A 17175-nucleotide genomic window follows, 5' to 3' on the forward strand; every position below is an offset into this window, starting at 1 on the left:
TCAGAGCTCCTTTTCCTTCATGGCGGCGTTGTCGGCCGCGTTCGCCCGCAGTAGCGCGGGGCGTTCCTTCAGCCGGTCCCAGTAATCGCTGAATGCCCGACGTGGCTCGATGGTTCCGAATTGCAGCCCGTAGCCGATCTGGGACCCCGTCGCCACGTCAGCGGCGGAAAACCTTTCCCCCGCAAGGTAGGGCGTCTTGGCAAGCTGGCTTTCCAGCGCGGCGTAGGTTGTTTCAAGCGTCCCGAAACCCACCATCCCACGACGATCTTCGGGAACCGAGAAGTCCAGCGCCTTGGCGATGATCGCGGCCTCAAGCGGCCCGGCGCCGAAGAACAGCCATCGGTAGTATGCGCTGCGGTCTTCCGGCATCAGGCCGGCGTCGGGGAAGGCATCCGCGAGATAGGCGCAGATCGCCGCGTATTCGGTAACCACCCTGTCCCCGTGGACCAGGGCGGGGACCTTTCCCATCGGGTTGATGGCCAGGTATTCCGGGGCCTTCATCTGTTCGCCGTAGTCAAGGTATCGCACCTGGTAGGGCTGGCCGATTTCCTCGAGCATCCAGCGCGCAATGCGTCCGCGCGACATCGGATTCGAATACAGGATCAGGTCGGCCATGCTTTCCTCCGGCAATAGACACGCGTGGATTGTTCCGCCGGAGCAGAAAAACATCAATGGGGGAGGTCGGGGTCAGGGGCCCTTGCGGAAGGGGCCGTAGTCGGTCAGCACTTCGATCTCTTGCCCGATCGCGGCGCGTTCGGCCCGAAGATAGCGCGCGACCGCGTCGCGGAACGACGGTTCCGCGATCCAGTGCAGCGAGTGAATCTCCGACGGCAGGTAGCCGCGTGACAGCTTGTGTTCGCCCTGCGCGCCGGCTTCGACCCTGGACATGCCCCGCTCGATCGCGAAGTCGATCGCCTGATAGTAGCAGCATTCGAAATGCAGGCAGGCGTGATCCTCCAGCGCGCCCCAGTAGCGACCGAACAGCGTGTCGCGTCCGATGAAGTTCAGCGCACCCGCCACGGGGCGCCCCCCGCGCTCGGCAAGAACCAGAAGCACATCGTCGCGCATGGTTTCGTGCACTTCGTCGAAGAAGGGTCGCGTCAGGTAGGGGCGGCCCCACTTTCGACTGCCGGTGTCCTGGTAAAAGGCCCAGAACGCGTCCCAGTGTTCGGGCCGGATCTCATCCCCCGTGATGCGCCTGATGGTGCCGCCAAAGGCCTGCGCGACCTCCCGTTCCTTCCGGATCGCCTTGCGCTTGCGCGAAGTGAGCGCGGCGAGGAAGTCCGAAAAATCGCCATAGCCGTCGTTTTCCCAGTGATATTGCTGCGTGACGCGGTGCAGAAGGCCCATCGACGCGCCTGCCTCGGCCTCTTCCGCCGTGCAGAAAGTGGCGTGAAGGGACGACAGGCCCGCTTCCGCGGCGACGCGGACGGTGGCTTCGATCAGGGCCGCGCGGCCCGCGCCCTCCCACCCGGGCAGGGTCAGGAAGCGCCGGCCAGTCGCGGGCGTGAAAGGAACCGCGATCTGCAGCTTGGGGTAGTAGCGCCCGCCCGCGCGCTCCAGCGCGTCAGCCCAGCCGTGGTCGAAGATGTATTCGCCCTGGCTGTGCGACTTGACGAACAGGGGAGCGACGGCGATGGCCTGACCCTGCGATCGGGCCACAAGCGGGCGCGGATCCCAGCCGGTGCCCGAACCGACCGAGCCGGAGCGTTCCAGCGCGGAAAGGAAACGGTGCGTGGTAAAGGGATCGACCGGGCGGCCACGGCCGGCCTCCGGGCAGGCGCAGGCGTCCCACTCCGCCGCGTCGATGGCTGAAAAGCCCGGCAGCAGGGAAACCTCGATCTCGGTACCGGATCCGTCGGGCAAGGCAGCCTCCTTTCCCTGAAAAGGTGGGGTCTGCGGGGGCGGCGTCAAGCGGGGATGGCAGCCGCGTAGCCTTCGAAGGTGATGTTGTCGGCGTAGACGCGCGCGGCCGCCTCGATTTCTGGCGAACGGACCGTCCAGCACAGAATCGCGGCGCCGCCCGCCTTCAGGTCGGACACCAGCGGGCGCCCAAGGTCCGCCACCTCATGCGAGATGAACGAAGCCCCGACACGGTCATAGTCGGGGACGTCGCGCAAGTGATCCCGCACCGCCCGCGTCAGCAGGTGCCAGTCGTCGCCATAGGCGCTTGTGGTGATCCCTCGGGGACGCTCGGGCGCGAATGCGGCGAGTGCTGCAACGGAATGCGGATTGAATGACATCAGGGCCACGTCGCCCGCATATCCATGAAGCGCGCGGGCGACGGCCTGTTCCAGCGGGCCGACATCGGGGCCCATATTGCCGTCCTGGTCCTTGATCTCGATCAGGATCGGGACGCGCCCGGCCACGATGTCCAGGATGTCGACAAGGGTCGGGATGCCGTCCTGGGCGTCAATCAACCGCATCGCACCCAGTTCGCCGGCGTCGTGACCACGCACGCGCCCCGGACGGCCGGTCAGCCGCCGCAGGTCATAGTCGTGAAAGACCATCGGGACGCCGTCGCCGGATGGCTGGATGTCGATCTCGATGCCGTAGCCCGCGGCGACGGCGGCGCTGACCGCCGCGCGGGAATTTTCAGGCCGCCCCGCAGCCCTGTCGTGATAGGCGCGATGCGCGATTGGCAGGCGCAGGAACGCTGCGGGCAATGGGACGGCCTTTGGCATCAGTTCACCTGGAAGATCGCCTCGATCTCGACCGCGACGCCCAAAGGCAGCGCGGCGGCGGATACGGCCGAGCGCGAATGCCGGCCGGCATCGTCCAGCACCTCGACCAGGAAGTCCGAGCAGCCGTTGATGACCTTGGGCTGATCGGTGAAGTCTGCGGTCGAATTGACGAAGCCAGTCAGCTTCACGACGCGCACCACGCGATCCAGGTCGCCACCGCAGGCCGCACGGGCCTGTGCAAGCAGGCTCATCGCGCAGCGCTTCGCCGCGTCCGCGCCGGCGGCGACATCCATGTCGTCGCCCAGCTTGCCCTTGATCAGCCCATCCGGCCCCTGGCTGATCTGCCCCGACACGAAGACAAGGTCGCCGACCTGGACAAAGGGCACGTAGTTGGCGGCGGGCGCAGGCGCGTCCGGCAGCGTCACACCAAGCTCACCAAGGCGAGCGTCAATCTTTCCGGTCATGGGTTCCTCCTGTCTGATCTCGCGCGGAAGCTAACGAGGCGTCCTGCGCGGGGAAAGGGAAAATGCGACGCGATCACCTGCGGTTGCGTCCTGACCCCCGGATCGGCCTTGCACAGAGGCAACGCGCGCCCCAGTTTTCCTCGGATTCATGGCAAATTCGGCGGTGCAGCCTTGAATCGTCCGCCTGCGGCAAATATTGCGGGTCCAAAGATTGCCCGGGCAGGTTGAACCTGTCTATTCTGGCAGATGGCCCAAAAGCAGGAAGTTTCCGGTGTCAGGTTTCATGTCCAGTTTGTTTCGTAGCGCACGCCTCGGGCTCATCCCGGCGGTCGGGATCATTGCCGGCTGCGCGCACCTGCCGGAAGGGGCGGAATACAGCGATCCCTACGAGACCAAGAACCGTGGTGTGCACGACACCAACGTCTCGATCGACCGGACCTTGTTCGGTGACGGAGAAAAGAAGGGCATCGTGCCCACGTTTCCGCGCCCCGTGGCCAAGGGCTTCATCAATTTCGCGTCCAACCTTGCCTCGCCGGGCGACGTCCTGAACCGGGTGCTTCAAGGCAAGCCGGGGCCTGCGATCGAAACCACGGTCCGCTTCGTCGTCAACACCACCGTCGGGATCGGCGGGCTTTTCGATCCGGCAACGGCGATGGGCCTGGAAAAGGACGAAACGGATTTCGGCGAGACGCTCGCGGTCTGGGGGTCGGGCGAGGGTGACTACATCGTCCTTCCGATCCTGGGGCCGTCGACCGAGCGTGACGCACTGGGCATGGTCGTTGACCTTGCCATCGATCCGCTGACCGCGATCATTCCGAACCCCGCCTCGAACTTCGCGATCGCGGCCGCCGCCGCGTCGTCGGCGGCGTCTCGGCAGGTTAATGCCGATCTCGTGGAATCGATCCTTTATGAAAGCGCGGACGGTTACGCTCAGGCGCGGATCATCTATCTTCAGAACAGACGATATGAACTTGGGGAGGATATCTATGTCTTCGACCCCTACGAGGATCCTTATGGTCAGTGATCACCTGAACCGCCGCAAGCTGCTGGTCGCCGCCGCGGGCGGACTTGCAGCCGCCATGGCAGGCGTGCCTGCGGCCGCGCTGAACGTGAACGAAGCCCGCACCCTGGTCGGCAGGCTGGTTGGCGACATCAATGCCGTGATCGCGTCGGGCAAGTCCGAAAACGCGATGATCCGGGATTTCGAGCGGATCTTCGCCCGTTACGCCGACGTCCGCTACATCGCCCAAAGCGCGCTTGGACCCGCGGGGCGCGCGGCCGCCAGATCGGATGTTGAGGCCTATACCGTCGCCTTCCAGGGCTACATCGCCCGCAAGTACGGCAAGCGTTTCCGCGAATTCATCGGCGGCCAGATCGAGGTGACCGACGCGCGGCAGCTGAAGAGCTTCTACGAAGTGGTGTCGGTCGCGAAGCTGAAGGGGCAAAGCCCGTTCGACGTTCGCTGGCATGTCTTCGACAAGTCCGGGCGCGACCTGTTCTTCAACTTGATCATCGAAGGCGTGAACATGCTGGCGACCGAACGGACCGAGATCGGCGCCATGCTGGATCAGGCCAACGGCTCGATCCCCGCCCTGACGGCCGCGCTTCGCCGGGCTGGCTGAAGCGCTGCAGGCGGCAAACTCAGTTGCCGCCGCGCAGGATCGCACCCAGCAGATCGACCAGGAACCCCTCGGGGCCCTGCGGACGCTGCCTGACCTGCCCCTGTCCCGGGACGGGCTGGTAATAGGGGTCGTAGACCGGCTCGTTCACATAGTCGGCCGGATTGGCCATGGGCAAGGGCGTGGCTGGCACACCCTCTTCGACACGGACCATGACTTCGTGCCAGATTTCGGCCGGCAAGCCGCCGCCGGTGACGCCGGACAGCGGCGTGTTGTCGTCATAGCCCATCCAGACGCCCGCCACATAGTCGGCGGTGAAGCCGATGAACCATGCGTCCCGTGCGGCCTGAGTCGTGCCGGTCTTGCCCGCAGCCTGCCGACCGTCCAGCCGCGCGCGCCGTCCCGTTCCGCTTTCGATGACCTGGTACATCATGTAGGTCAGTTCCCGCGCGGCCTCTTCAGAGATCACGCGCTCGCCCATGCCGCCTTCCTGTCCGGCCAGGGCCGTGTCCTCGCCGCGCAGGCGCAATTCCAGCATTCCGTAGGGGCGCACCGACGTGCCGCCGTTCAGGATGCCCGCATAGGCCCCCGTCATCTCAAGCAGCGTCGATTCCGAAACGCCAAGCGCCAGCGCAGGCCCCTCGGCCAGGTCGGCTTCGAATCCGAAGTTGTTGGCGACACCGCGGACGGCATCGCGTCCCACGGCCTCGGACACCCTGACGGTCGCGGTGTTGACGGAATGGGCCAGTGCCTCGGTCAGCGTGATCGGGCCGCGGTAGTCGCGTTCGTAGTTCTTCGGTGACCACTCGCCCGATCCGGGCACGTGCAGGGTCAGCGGCGCGTCTTCGACAATGGTGTTCAGGTTCCAGCCCATGTCCAGCGCGGCCGCGTAGACGAAGGGCTTGAACGTCGATCCGGTCTGGCGCTTGGCCTGGGTGGCGCGGTTGAAGGCGCCGGTCACCTGCGTGTCGCGCCCGCCGACCATCGCGCGCACAGCGCCGTCCGCGCTCATGACCACGATTGCGGCCTGGGCCTTCGAACCCTCCTTCAGCCGGGTCGAGAAGATCTGGTGCAGCGCCTCTTCGGCGGATTTCTGGATGCGCTGGTCAAGCGTTGTCTGGATGATGACGTCCTCGGTCGTGTCCGAGGTCAGGAATGCGGGTCCCGACTCCATCACCCAGTCCGCGAAGTATCCGCCGGCTCGGGCAGCGGCCGCCTTCGACAGCCGGGCCGGGTGCGCCATCGCGTCATTGTACTGCGCGTCCGTCAGGTAGTCCTGATCATGCATCAGCCCCAGGACGACGGCGGCGCGGTCCTGCGAGCGCTTGAGGTTGGCGGTCGGAGCGTAGCGCGTGGGCGCCTTGAGAAGGCCCGCCAGCATCGCCGCCTCTGCCGGATCGACCGTGTTGGCCGACTTGCCGAAATAGCGTTGTGCAGCAGCTTCGAAGCCGCGCGCGCCCGCGCCCAGGTAGGCGCGGTTCAGATAGAGGGTCAGGATCTCGTCCTTCGAGAACTTGGCTTCAAGCGCAAGCGCGAAAGGCACTTCCTTGATCTTCCGCCAGACCCCGCCCCGGCGGCAGTCGTCTTCGTAGTCGCCCTCGGTCTTCCATACGGCGGGGTCGTATTCCACGCCGAGACAGAGAAGCTTCGCAACCTGCTGCGTGATCGTCGAGCCTCCGTTGCCTTCAAGTGGTCCGCGCCCTTCGGCCAGGTTGATCCGGATCGCACTGGCGATGCCGCGCGGGCTGATGCCGAGGTGGCCGTAGAACCGCTTGTCCTCGGTCGCGATGACGGCGTTCTTCAGGTAGGGCGAAACCGAGGCCGCATCGATCTGGCCGCCGAAGGTTTCGCCGCGCCATGCAAATACCTGACTGTCCCGGTCCAGAAGCGTGACCGAGCCTTTGGTGCGCGCGTCCACATAGGCGCCAAGCGGCTGAAGCTGGGCGTAGAAGAACAGTGTCGCCAGCGCCAGGACGCTGCCAACGGCGAAGCCCGCCCGCCATCCGATCGCCCAGGCCGTGCGGGCCAGAAGGCCGACGGTTCCCGTGATCAGGCGGACAGGCCAACTGGCGCGCTTGCGCGGGCGCCGCGCGGTCGTGCGCTTCGGAGCCGCCTTGGGTTTCTGCGGCTGCTTGCTGTGACGCTTGTCGGCGACCAATGGGGGGCGCCGTCCGCCCTTTACGCTCATCTTCTGTCCGTTCGATGCCTGCCCGATTTTGCGCGAACATAGCCTCAGGCGCGGCGAATGTGGAGAGCATGAGACGGTTCGGCGGTTTTTTGCCTGATCAAAAATTGGGCAAACGGTTAAGAAAGCGCCAAATATTTGTGATTATGCGCGCATTGCCCCCCTGCGAGCCCGTGCCTTTTCTTGTGTTGCTGCGCCGCAGAATTTTCGATCAGGGCGTCCGGTCCCGCTTGGGGCCATGTCCCAGGCAAGGAGGGAGACGTGAAGTTGATCATCGCGGCGATCAAGCCGTACAAACTCGAAGAGGTGCGCGAAGCGCTGACTGCCATCGGCGTGCGCGGCATGATGGTGTCCGAGATCAAGGGATTCGGCAGCCAGTCGGGTCATACCGAGATCTACCGTGGCGCCGAGTACGCCGTGAACTTCGTTCCCAAGATGAAGCTGGAAATCGCGGTTACCGACGCCATCGCGGATGAGGTGGTCGAAACGATCGCCAAGACCGCCCGCACCGACAAGATCGGCGACGGGAAGATCTTCGTTCTGGACCTTCAGGCGGTCCAGCGCGTGCGCACCGGTGAAACCGGCGACGACGCGCTCTAGGCCTCACCCCATTCGAAAGCGGAAAAACCATGATGAAACTGACGAAACTTACAGGGTTCGCGGCTGCCCTACTGGCCGCCGCCCCCGCCTTTGCCCAGGACGCCGAACCCGTCATGGACAAGGGGGACGTGGCGTGGATGCTTCTGGCTACCGTGCTTGTTCTGTTCATGATCGTGCCGGGGCTGGCGCTGTTCTATGGCGGCCTCGTGCGCGCCAAAAACATGCTCTCGGTCCTGATGCAGTGCACGATGATCGCCGCGATGGTGATGGTGATCTGGGTCGTCTACGGCTACTCCTTCGCGTTCGGCGGCGGCACCGGCCCCTTCTGGGGAGGCATGGGCAAGCTGTTTCTGGCGGGTGTGACGCCTGACAGCATGGCCGCGACCTTCACCGACGGCGTGGTCATCCCCGAATACATCTTCATCGCGTTCCAGATGACCTTCGCGGCGATCACGCCCGCGCTGATCGTCGGCGCTTTCGCCGAGCGAATCAAGTTCAGCGCGGTGATGCTGTTCTCGGCCCTCTGGGTGACGCTGGTCTACTTCCCGGTCGCGCACATGGTCTGGGACGCCTCGGGCCTGATCTTCAACATGGGCGCGCTCGACTTCGCCGGCGGCACCGTGGTTCACATCAACGCAGGCATCGCGGCCCTTGTGGGCGCCATGTTCGTGGGGCCGCGCATCGGGCTGGGTAAGGACATGATGGCCCCGCACTCGATGACGCTGACGCTTGTCGGCGCGGGCATCCTGTGGGTCGGCTGGTTCGGCTTCAACGCGGGTTCCAACCTGGAAGCCAACGGCGGCGCGGCGCTTGCGATGATCAACACCTTCACCGCGACGGCGGGCGCGATCCTGGCCTGGGCGCTGCTCGAGGCAGTGCTGCGCGGCAAGGCATCGATGCTCGGCGCGGCGTCGGGCATGATCGCGGGCCTGGTCGCCGTCACCCCGGCGGCGGGTTCGGTCGGACCGGTCGGCGCGATCGTCCTGGGCGCGCTTGCCTCCTCGGTCTGCTACTTCTTCGTCGCGGTCGTGAAGAACAAGTTCGGCTATGATGACAGCCTGGATGTCTTCGGTATCCACGGCGTGGGCGGGATCATCGGCGCCGTCGGCACCGGCATCTTCACCGCGCCGGGCCTTGGCGGCACGGGTGGCGACGACTATTCGATCGCCGGACAGACCTGGATCCAGATCGAGGCCGTGGGCATCACGATCATCTGGTGCGCCGTGGTTTCGGCCGTGCTTTACCTGATCGTCGACAAGACCATCGGCCTGCGTGTCCCCGCGGATGACGAACGCCGCGGCCTTGACCTCACCTCGCACGGCGAAAGCGCCTATCACTCCTGATACCAGACCCCTTTCGCCCGCGGCTTTCGGCTTGGGCGGAAGGATGAGCGGCCCCGGAACCCGGGGCCGCTTTCGTTCTTGTCAGAGAACAGTCAACTGCGCGATGCCCTCGGCCGACTTTCGGGACGTCAAGGGCAGACGGCGCCGCGGCTCAGATGCCGACATCAAGGATCGCGCGTGCCAGGATCGGCACGGTCCTGGCGTTCAGCCCGGCGATGTTCAACCTGGAATCGCCCACCATGTAGATGCCGTGTTCGGTCTTGAGCCGCTCGACCTGCTCGGGCGTGGCGCCCAGGCGCGAGAACATGCCGCGGTGCTGCGCGATGAAGCCGAATCGGTCGGAACCGGACAGCGCGCGCAGTTCCTGCGCCAGTTGCTCGCGCAGTGCCAGCATGCCCCGGCGCACATCCTCAAGCTCGGCTTGCCAGTCGGCGCGCAGCGAGGGGTCGGTCAGGATCATGGTGACCAGCCGCGCGCCGTGGTCGGGCGGGAAGGAGAAGTTCTGGCGGTTCAGGAAGGCAAGCGTGCCTTGCGTCACCTCGCGCCTGGCGGGATCGGACAGGGCGATCAGCGCGCCGGTGCGTTCGCGGTAGATGCCGAAGTTCTTTGAACAGGACGCCGCGATAAGCACCTCGGGCAGGTGCTGGGCGATCAGGCGCACGCCTGCCGCGTCGGCGTCCAGCCCGTCGCCGAAGCCCTGATACGCGATGTCGATCATCGGAATCGCGCCGGTCTTTTCCAGATGCGCGGCCACGGCCTGCCATTCGGGCAGGGTCAGGTTCGCGCCCGTCGGATTGTGGCAGCAGCCATGCAAAAGCACCACGTCGCCCGCCTTGACCCCGGCCAGATCGTCCATCATCGCCGCAAAGTCCACGCCGCGCGTTTCCGCGTCGAAATAGCGGTAGGGCCGCATCGTCATGCCCAGGTGGTTCAGGATTGACAGGTGGTTGGGCCAGGTCGGGTCCGACACCCAGACGCAAGCTTCGGGCGAGGCGAGCCGGATCAGCTCGAACGCCTGACGGCAGGCGCCGGTACCGCCGGGCGTGGCGACCGAGGATATGCGGTCGCCCGCCACGGTGCCGCCCAGAACAAGTTCCGCGATGGCAGCGTTGTACTCGGGCTCACCGGCCAGCCCGGTATAGGACTTGGTCTTTTCGGTTTCCCACAGCTGTTTCTCGGCCGTCTTGACCGCGCGCATGACGGGGGTCAGGCCGGTCGCGTCCTTGTAGACACCCACGCCAAGGTCGATCTTGTCGGTCCTCGGGTCCGCCTTGTACTGGCCGATCAGTTGCAGGATCTTGTCCGCGGGTTGCGGTTTCAGGTTTCCGAACATCGGGAATCTCCTATCCCTTCGCGACCTTGAGGTCGCCATACATTCCCCATTCAGACCAGGACCCGTCGTAGAGTGAGTGGTCGGTCTTTCCGATCCGCTCCATCGCCAGGCTCAGGATCGCGGCAGTGACGCCCGAACCGCAGCTGGTGATGGCGGGCTTGCGCAGATCGACGCCCGCGTCTTCGAAGACGCCGCGAATCTCCATCGGGGACTTCATCGTCTTGTCCGCGTTCAGAAGCCGGCCGAAAGGCACGCTTTTCGAGTTCGGGATGTGGCCGGATCGCAGGCCGGGGCGCGGCTCTGCGGCTTCGCCGCGGAACCGTTCCGAAGAGCGGGCGTCGATGATCTCGTAATCGCCAAGTTTCGAGGCGGACGCGACCTGGGTCACATCCTTGACCAGATGCGCCTGCCGGCTGACGGTGATGTGGCGGTCACGCAAGATGGGTGGCATGTCCTCGACCGGGCGCCCTTCGGCGGCCCACTTGGGAAATCCGCCGTCCAGCACGGCCACGTCGGTCTTGCCCATCAGGCGAAAAGTCCACCAGACCCGCGCGGCGGAAAAAAGCCCCGCGCCGTCATAGACGACGACCTGATGTCCGTCGCCGACGCCCATCGCGCGCATCCGGCTTATGAATTTTTCCGGTGGCGGCGCCATGTGCGGCAAGGATGACCGCTGATCCGAAATCTCGTCGATGTCGAAGAAGCGCGCGCCGGGAATGTGGGAGGCCATGTATTCGGCCTTGGCGTTGCGTCCGGCCTCCGGCAGGTACCACGACGCGTCCAGAATCCTGAGGTCGGGGTCCTTCAGATGCGCCTCGAGCCAATCGGTCGAAACGAGCGTCCTGGGATCGTTCTGGGCCATGGTCCCCCCTTTGTCCGGTACCCACGAAATACGCGGCAGGGCGAAACCGTGCAAGGCCGCTTTGCCAGCCGCTTGCGCGGAACGCGGGTGCAGGTCAATCATCACGCGAACCGTCGGAGGAGGCATCATGCGCAACGAGGAAGCGATCTGGGCCATGGTCGAGGCGCATGCGCCGGACCTGATCGGCCTGTCCGACAGGGTCTGGGGCATGCCGGAGACGCTGTATGACGAATACCGTTCCTGCGCCGAGCACACCGCGATGCTGCGAGAAAAGGGGTTCCGGGTCAGCGAAGGCGTCGCGGGCATCCCTACCGCCGTCATGGGCGAGGCGGGCGAGGGCGGTCCGCTGATTGCGATCCTGGGCGAATACGACGCGCTTCCGGGACTGAGCCAGGTGGCCGGCGTCGACTATCCCCAGGAACTGGAACCGGGTGGCAATGGCCATGGCTGCGGCCACAACCTGCTGGGTTCGGCTGCGCTTCTGGCAGCCACAGCGCTGAAGGACTGGCTGGCGGCGACCGGCACGCCGGGTCGGGTTCGCTACTACGGATGTCCGGCCGAAGAGGGGGGCGCCGCCAAGACCTTCATGGTGCGCGCGGGCGCCTTCGCAGGCGTGGACGCCGCCATCACCTGGCACCCGGATTGCATGACGCGTGTCGATGACGCGCTCAGCCTTGCCAACACGCGGATGGATTTCACCTTCTCCGGCCGCGCCGCCCATGCCGCGGCATCGCCGCATCTGGGCCGCTCCGCGCTGGACGCGGTCGAACTGACCTCGGTCGGGGTGAACTATCTACGCGAACACGTGCCTCAGGACGCGAGGATCCACTACGCCTATCTTGAAACTGGCGGCACGGCGCCCAACGTCGTGCAGGCCCGTGCCAAGGTCCGCTATTCCATCCGCGCCCTGCGTCTGGCGGACATGCTGGCGATCGTCGAGCGGGTCAAGGACGTCGCCCGCGGCGCGGCGCTGATGACCGGCACGACGGTCGAAATGAAGGTTTTTTCAGCCGTGTCCAACATGCTGGGCAATGGCGTCATGGAACGGGTCATGCAATCCGCGCTCGACGAGCTGGGCGGCGTCGCCTTCGATGCGATCGACCGAGACTATGCAGCCCGCATCCAGGCCACGCTGTCCGAGGCCGACCTGACCCAGCCCTACCACCGCGTCGGCATGGTGCCACGCAATGACGAGCCGTTGTGCGATTACGTCGTCGGGCTTTATCCTCAGGGCGAGGTGATGATCGGTTCGACCGATGTCGCCGATGTCAGCTGGGCGGTGCCGCTGGTGCAGGTGCTGGCGGCTACGCATGCGATCGGCACGCCTGCGCATAGCTGGCAGATCACGGCGCAGGGCAAGGCGCCGGCGGCGCACAAGGGAATGGCGCATGCAGCAAAGGCAATGGCGCGCTGCGCAGAAAAGCTGTTCAAGGACCATGGGCTGCTGCGTCAGGCGCAGGCCGAACATGCCGAAAGGCTGGCGCGCGAACCCTACATCTGCCCGATCCCTGACGATGTGCAGCCGCCGCTGGTGCCCCGCGCGAGCAATTGACCGGCCTGGGTCAGGATGGCGTTCCTTCCGCCAGACCAGGCGTGGCACGGCTGCCCCAGAGCAGCCAGGCGGCATCTTTTTCTGGCAGAAGCTGGCGAATGCGCTTTTCGAACTCGGCCAGGTCGGTTGACGACAGCTGGCCTTCCCATTTGTTCGAAGCGCCGCTGTTGAAGAAATTGGCGCTTAGGTAGAAGTCCGGCTCTCCGGTCGCCCGCTGATCCGAAGCGGCTGCCATCTTCTTGAGGTTGGCGAATGTCGTACCCTGGGTGATCTCATCGAGCAGCGAGGCCGGTGCGTCCATGCCAAGGATGCGCGCCATTCTCCGCACAGCCGAGGGCAGGTCGGCCACCATGTCGGCGTAGTGGAAGAAATGGATATTGCCCAGCCTCTCCCATTTCTTGAACGAGGCGTAGTGGTAGGCGATCGAATGCAGGTCGAGCGCATCGCAGGACCCGCCATAAAGTTCGTCGTCCAGGAACATGCGCAACGCAAGGCGGACGTCGCCGGGATAGCGCACCCGCATCACGTCGCTTTCCATGTGGGCCGCGTGGTGCCGCATCGAGAAGTGCACGTCCAAGGGGTGGCGGTAGACCGCGATGTAGGCACAGCGCGGATCATAGGCGATTCCGCTCAGTGGCGTGTGGCTCTTGATGCAGCGCCGGATGTCCTGCGCGTCCAACAGGGCCTTGCTTTCTTCGGGGTCATGAAGCGCACAATCAAGCCAGGGCGACACTTCGCCCATCTCCCGTGGGCTGAGCGGACGCCCCGCGATCAGGCTGGTGACGATGATCTGCGTCCAGGTGGTTCCGCTCTTGGGCGGGGTGGAAACGATCACGTCGCCCGCCCTCAGCGAAAATTTTTCCCAGATCGACGAAGTGGTCAGCGGGCCGTCGTAGACGTCCGAACGGATCGGCAATTCCGTGGCCATCTGGTGGATCCCCCCGAAAGGATCGGAAACCGTAACACGGCCCGCGGATCGCTCAAAGCAGCTTCAACCCTGCTTGAGCAGGCGCTGCTTTTGCCGGTTCCAGTCACGCTTGGCCTCGGTCGCGCGCTTGTCGGCGACCTTCTTGCCCTTGGCGACGCCGATCTTCAGCTTCACCCGGCCCTTGTGATTGAAATACATGACCAGCGGCACAAGCGTCATGCCCTCGCGTCCCACGGCCTGCCAGAGCCGCGAAAGCTCGCGCTTGGATACCAGCAGCTTGCGGCGGCGGCGTTCCTCGTGCCCGAAGACGCCTGCCTCCTTGTAGGCGGCGATATAGCCGTTGATCAGCCAAAGCTCCCCATCCTCGACCGAGGCGTAGCTGTCGGCGATGTTGGATTGGCCGGTGCGAAGCGCCTTGACCTCGGACCCGGTCAGAACGATCCCGACCTCAAGATCGCTTTCGATGAAATAGTCGAACCGCGCGCGGCGGTTTTCGGCGATGATCTTGTAATTCGGGTCGGACTTCTGGGCCATGATCCGCAGGAGATAGGCGAGCGGCGCGGACAAGTCCAGACGGGGGGTGAAGCGGGGGCCGCCAGGGACGCCGGGGTTTCGACCCGTTGCGCCCACCTGCCGCTTCGCTAACATCGCGGGCAAGGCGCGTAGCAAGGGCCGTGCGGCCGCGCTTGCGCGATTGTAGCGGGGTGCCAGGTATGTTGGTTCAAATCGCGTTGGGCACAGCGCTCATGCTGACGTCGGTGCTGGTTTCCGGTCTGGCGTTCTGGGCGTTCGAGGTTCTTTTGGTTCGGCACCACACCTGGCTGGTCAGGGAACCGCACCGCCCGAAGCTAGCGCTGGTGCTGGCGGTGGCGGCGGTCTGGGTGCTGGGCATGGTCACGGCCGGCGTGTGGATCTGGGCCCTGGCGCTCAGGGCGCTCGACATCTTCATCACGATGGAGGCATCGGTCTATTTCTCGCTTGTCGCGTTCACGACGCTTGGGTTCGGTGACATCCTGCTTCCGCATGAATGGCGGTTGCTTGGCGGCATGGCGGCGGCGAACGGGCTTTTGAACATGGGGCTTCTGACGGCCATGCTGGTGGAAGTGCTGCGCCACATCCGGTTGAGCCAGCTCGAAGGAAAGCGGAGAAGGGACTAGACTATGGTCTTGAAGGGCAAGATCGGAATCATCGGCGGAAACGGCCAGCTTGGCGGCGCCATCGCGCGCGGGATGCTGACGGCAGGAGCGGTCGCGCCCGAAAACCTGTGGATATCGGCGCGGTCGGGCGTGGCGCCCGCACTGGCTGACTGGCAGGGCGTGACGGTCACGGCGGACAACACGGAGCTGGCGGCGGCCTGCGACACGGTCGTGCTGTCGGTGCCGCCCGCGCTGGCCGGCAAGATCGGGATATCGGCGCGTGACCGGCTGGTGATTTCCGTGATGGCCGGTGTGACGCTGCAGCGGCTAGCGGCCCTGACCGGCGCGGCGCGCATCGTGCGCGCCATGTCAAGCCCGGCTGCGGCGCGCGGACTTGCCTATTCGCCCTGGGTGGCCTCGGCGGAGGTTTCGCCTGAAGACCGTGCGACGGTCAGGTCGGTGTTCGAGGCCGTGGGATTGACGGATGAGGTCCCGTCCGAAGACCAGATCGATCAGTTCACCGCGATGACGGGGCCGGTGCCCGGCTTCGTTGCCCTGTTCGCCGACGCGATGATCCGTCACGCGACAGACAGGGGGATCGCGGTCGCTGTCGCGGAACGCGCGATGCGGCAACTGTTCCTGGCCAGCGGAACGATCCTGTCCGAAGAAAGCGCAAGCCCCGCGGATCAGGTGCAGGCCATGGTCGACTACGCGGGCACCACTGCCGCGGGGATCGTCGCGATGAGGGACGCGGGCATCGCGCGGGCGATATCGCAGGGCCTTGACGCTGCGGCGGCGCGCGCGGCCAGCATCGGTGAGGGGGAAGCGTGAGCGCAGACCTGACGCTTCCGGGGGCGGCTCTGCTTTTGCTTGTCGGGCTTCTTGCGGGCGCGGTGTCGGCCGTCGCCGGCGGGGCATCCTTTTTCACCTTTCCGGTGCTGATCCTGTCGGGCCTGCCGCCGCTGGCGGCCAATGCCACGAATTTCGTGGCGTTGATTCCATCCAACATCGCGGCCCTTCCCGCCTATCGTGCGGAGCTTCGAGCGGTCGGGCGGGGATTGTTGCAGCCCCTGGCCCTCGGGGTTCTGGGCGGTGCGGCGGGGGCCGTCCTTCTGACCGTGATGGGCGCCATGGCATTCGAGGCGGCGGTGCCGTGGCTTCTGCTGTCCGCGACCCTGATCTTCACCGCGGCGCCGACGATCCGGCGGCTTGCGGTCCGTTTCCTCAGGCCGCGACCCGGCCGGCGCTGGATCGCTGCGGCGGGGCTGTTCCTGATGTCGGTCTACGGCGGCTATTTCGGCGCGGGCCTTGGACAGATCATGCTGGCCGCGCTTGTCCTGGTGGGTTACGGCGACTTCCTTCAGGCCAATGCGCTGAAGAATGCCGTCATCAGCGCGATGAGCCTGATCGCCGCGGGGATATATGTCTGGGGTGGCGCTGTGTCCTGGCCCCATGCCATCGCCGTGGCCGCAGGCGCCGCAATCGGCGGTTATGTCGGTGGTGTGGCATCGCGTTCCGTTCCGCAGGCGGTCCTGCGCTGGGGCGTCATCGCTATGGGGACTGCGATGACGGTGCGTGCATTCTGGGGCGGGTTATAGCCGGCACGGCCCCGCGGCCTTGCCATCCCTGGTTGTGAGGGCGGCAATGAGACGACATTAAGTTGTTGTTCCAATTGCAGAAAGTTTGACCTAACCTGAATTTGCGGACAGGCGTGCTCGGGAGCGGACATGCTGTCATTCAGTTCGGGCACGCCCATGAAAGAGGGGGGTGCCAAATGAAGGTTCTTTCCAGATTGACCCGGATCTGCCTGCCGATCATCGTGCTTGGATGCGCGGGGCCGGCGCCGCAAGGTGCGGCAATCGACGAAGCCGTGCAGCGAAGCATCAAGATCACGCAGGTTTCGGTGGACGTTTCCATGATCGGCCCGGCCAGCAAGGGTCGGCCGCTGTCGACGGCGCAGATCGAGACCGCCGTACGCAAGGCGGCGAACGATGTGCTGATCGGTGCGGGACAAGGCGACCGCAGCGCGCGGGTCCACATCGAGCTTGAGGCGGTGAACATCATCTCTGCCGGACAGGCGTTCATGCTTGGCGGGGAAAGCGTGTTGCAGGCGCGGGTGATGATCAGGGACCTGCGGTCGGGCACGGTTCTGTTGCCGCCGACCCAAGTGAGCGCGGGCGGTGGTGGCTGGGTGCCCGGTGGTCTGATCGCGGTTGCCACGCTCGAGGAGCCCGAGGTCGAATTGCGCGAGCTTTCGCAGGAGCTGGCATCGCGCATCTGGACCCTGATCGAAGGCCGGGCTCCGGCTGCGAAGACAACGGCAGGCGGCAGCCCAGGCTCTGTCGCGGCATCAGCCCCGCCGGTCACAATGCCCACGAAGTGCACCTACGAGCACAACAAGGATCTGGCGCACTGCCGCGTCTACTATCAATAGCCCGGGGCGCGCAGACCTTGCTTCGCAAGCGGTTG

At 65.4% G+C, this 17175-nt stretch carries 18 protein-coding genes; 9 read left to right on the forward strand and 9 right to left on the reverse strand.

The window, feature by feature from the left end:
• The 4 genes from OEW28_RS04435 to OEW28_RS04450 form a co-directional block, all read right to left on the reverse strand.
• Positions 1–615 (reverse strand): glutathione S-transferase family protein, encoded by a 615-nt coding sequence (locus OEW28_RS04435; RefSeq protein WP_263733496.1) that lies wholly within the window; start codon positions 613–615, stop codon positions 1–3.
• A gap of 72 nt (positions 616–687) precedes the next feature.
• Positions 688–1866: a GNAT family N-acetyltransferase gene (locus OEW28_RS04440; RefSeq protein ID WP_412174774.1), complete on the reverse strand. Its 1179-nt coding sequence runs from the start codon at positions 1864–1866 to the stop codon at positions 688–690.
• Between the two features lie 44 nt (positions 1867–1910).
• Positions 1911–2684 carry a glycerophosphodiester phosphodiesterase family protein gene (locus OEW28_RS04445; protein WP_263733497.1) on the reverse strand — a complete coding sequence of 258 codons (774 nt, stop codon included), beginning with the start codon at positions 2682–2684 and terminating at the stop codon, positions 1911–1913.
• Positions 2684–3148, reverse strand: a complete 465-nt coding sequence (locus OEW28_RS04450) for a RidA family protein (RefSeq protein WP_263733498.1) — start codon at positions 3146–3148, stop codon at positions 2684–2686. Before OEW28_RS04450 ends, OEW28_RS04445 begins: the two co-directional genes overlap by 1 nt.
• Before the next feature lie 283 nt (positions 3149–3431).
• On the opposite strand from OEW28_RS04450, the gene OEW28_RS04455 reads away from it, so the two are divergent.
• Complete coding sequence (locus OEW28_RS04455) at positions 3432–4172, forward strand: MlaA family lipoprotein (protein WP_263733499.1); 741 nt, start codon at positions 3432–3434, stop codon at positions 4170–4172.
• A complete protein-coding gene (locus OEW28_RS04460) occupies positions 4162–4770 on the forward strand; it encodes an MlaC/ttg2D family ABC transporter substrate-binding protein (RefSeq protein ID WP_263734375.1) in 609 nt (202 codons plus the stop codon). The genes OEW28_RS04455 and OEW28_RS04460 overlap by 11 nt, the downstream gene beginning before the upstream one ends.
• A gap of 19 nt (positions 4771–4789) precedes the next feature.
• On the opposite strand, the gene OEW28_RS04465 is transcribed toward OEW28_RS04460, so the two are convergent.
• On the reverse strand, positions 4790–6955 hold the full coding sequence (locus tag OEW28_RS04465; protein WP_263733500.1) for a transglycosylase domain-containing protein: 2166 nt from the start codon (positions 6953–6955) through the stop codon (positions 4790–4792).
• Between the two features lie 258 nt (positions 6956–7213).
• On the opposite strand from OEW28_RS04465, the gene OEW28_RS04470 reads away from it, so the two are divergent.
• Both OEW28_RS04470 and OEW28_RS04475 read left to right on the forward strand, forming a co-directional pair.
• The gene (locus OEW28_RS04470) at positions 7214–7552 is read left to right on the forward strand and encodes a P-II family nitrogen regulator (protein ID WP_263720599.1); all 339 of its coding nucleotides are present in this window, start codon (positions 7214–7216) and stop codon (positions 7550–7552) included.
• 29 nt (positions 7553–7581) lie between these two features.
• Positions 7582–8895, forward strand: a complete 1314-nt coding sequence (locus OEW28_RS04475) for an ammonium transporter (protein WP_318527493.1) — start codon at positions 7582–7584, stop codon at positions 8893–8895.
• A gap of 151 nt (positions 8896–9046) precedes the next feature.
• Here OEW28_RS04475 and OEW28_RS04480 read toward each other — a convergent pair whose 3' ends face one another.
• Together OEW28_RS04480 and sseA are read right to left on the reverse strand one after the other, a co-directional pair.
• Positions 9047–10228 (reverse strand): amino acid aminotransferase, encoded by a 1182-nt coding sequence (locus tag OEW28_RS04480; RefSeq protein ID WP_263733502.1) that lies wholly within the window; start codon positions 10226–10228, stop codon positions 9047–9049.
• Positions 10229–10238: 10 nt separating this feature from the next.
• Entirely contained in the window at positions 10239–11090 is an 852-nt protein-coding gene (gene sseA / locus OEW28_RS04485) for a 3-mercaptopyruvate sulfurtransferase (RefSeq protein WP_263733503.1), read from the reverse strand.
• Positions 11091–11217: 127 nt separating this feature from the next.
• Between sseA and OEW28_RS04490 the strand changes: the two genes are divergently transcribed.
• A complete protein-coding gene (locus OEW28_RS04490) occupies positions 11218–12642 on the forward strand; it encodes an amidohydrolase (RefSeq protein ID WP_263733504.1) in 1425 nt (474 codons plus the stop codon).
• A gap of 10 nt (positions 12643–12652) precedes the next feature.
• On the opposite strand, the gene OEW28_RS04495 is transcribed toward OEW28_RS04490, so the two are convergent.
• Together OEW28_RS04495 and smpB are read right to left on the reverse strand one after the other, a co-directional pair.
• Complete coding sequence (locus OEW28_RS04495) at positions 12653–13570, reverse strand: sulfotransferase domain-containing protein (protein ID WP_263733505.1); 918 nt, start codon at positions 13568–13570, stop codon at positions 12653–12655.
• A 63-nt stretch (positions 13571–13633) separates the two neighbouring features.
• Positions 13634–14104 (reverse strand): SsrA-binding protein SmpB, encoded by a 471-nt coding sequence (gene smpB / locus OEW28_RS04500; RefSeq protein WP_263734376.1) that lies wholly within the window; start codon positions 14102–14104, stop codon positions 13634–13636.
• 179 nt (positions 14105–14283) lie between these two features.
• Between smpB and OEW28_RS04505 the strand changes: the two genes are divergently transcribed.
• The 4 genes from OEW28_RS04505 to OEW28_RS04520 all read left to right on the forward strand — a co-directional run bounded on the left by OEW28_RS04505 (position 14284) and on the right by OEW28_RS04520 (position 17140).
• Entirely contained in the window at positions 14284–14727 is a 444-nt protein-coding gene (locus tag OEW28_RS04505; protein ID WP_263733506.1) for an ion channel, read from the forward strand.
• Positions 14728–14736: 9 nt separating this feature from the next.
• Positions 14737–15537, forward strand: a complete 801-nt coding sequence (locus OEW28_RS04510; RefSeq protein ID WP_263733507.1) for a pyrroline-5-carboxylate reductase family protein — start codon at positions 14737–14739, stop codon at positions 15535–15537.
• Positions 15534–16304 (forward strand): sulfite exporter TauE/SafE family protein, encoded by a 771-nt coding sequence (locus tag OEW28_RS04515; protein ID WP_263733508.1) that lies wholly within the window; start codon positions 15534–15536, stop codon positions 16302–16304. Before OEW28_RS04510 ends, OEW28_RS04515 begins: the two co-directional genes overlap by 4 nt.
• Before the next feature lie 176 nt (positions 16305–16480).
• On the forward strand, positions 16481–17140 hold the full coding sequence (locus OEW28_RS04520; RefSeq protein WP_263733509.1) for a hypothetical protein: 660 nt from the start codon (positions 16481–16483) through the stop codon (positions 17138–17140).
• The last annotated feature ends 35 nt before the right edge of the window (positions 17141–17175 follow it).

Source organism: Albidovulum marisflavi (genome assembly GCF_025751435.1).
Lineage (GTDB): Bacteria > Pseudomonadota > Alphaproteobacteria > Rhodobacterales > Rhodobacteraceae > Albidovulum > Albidovulum marisflavi.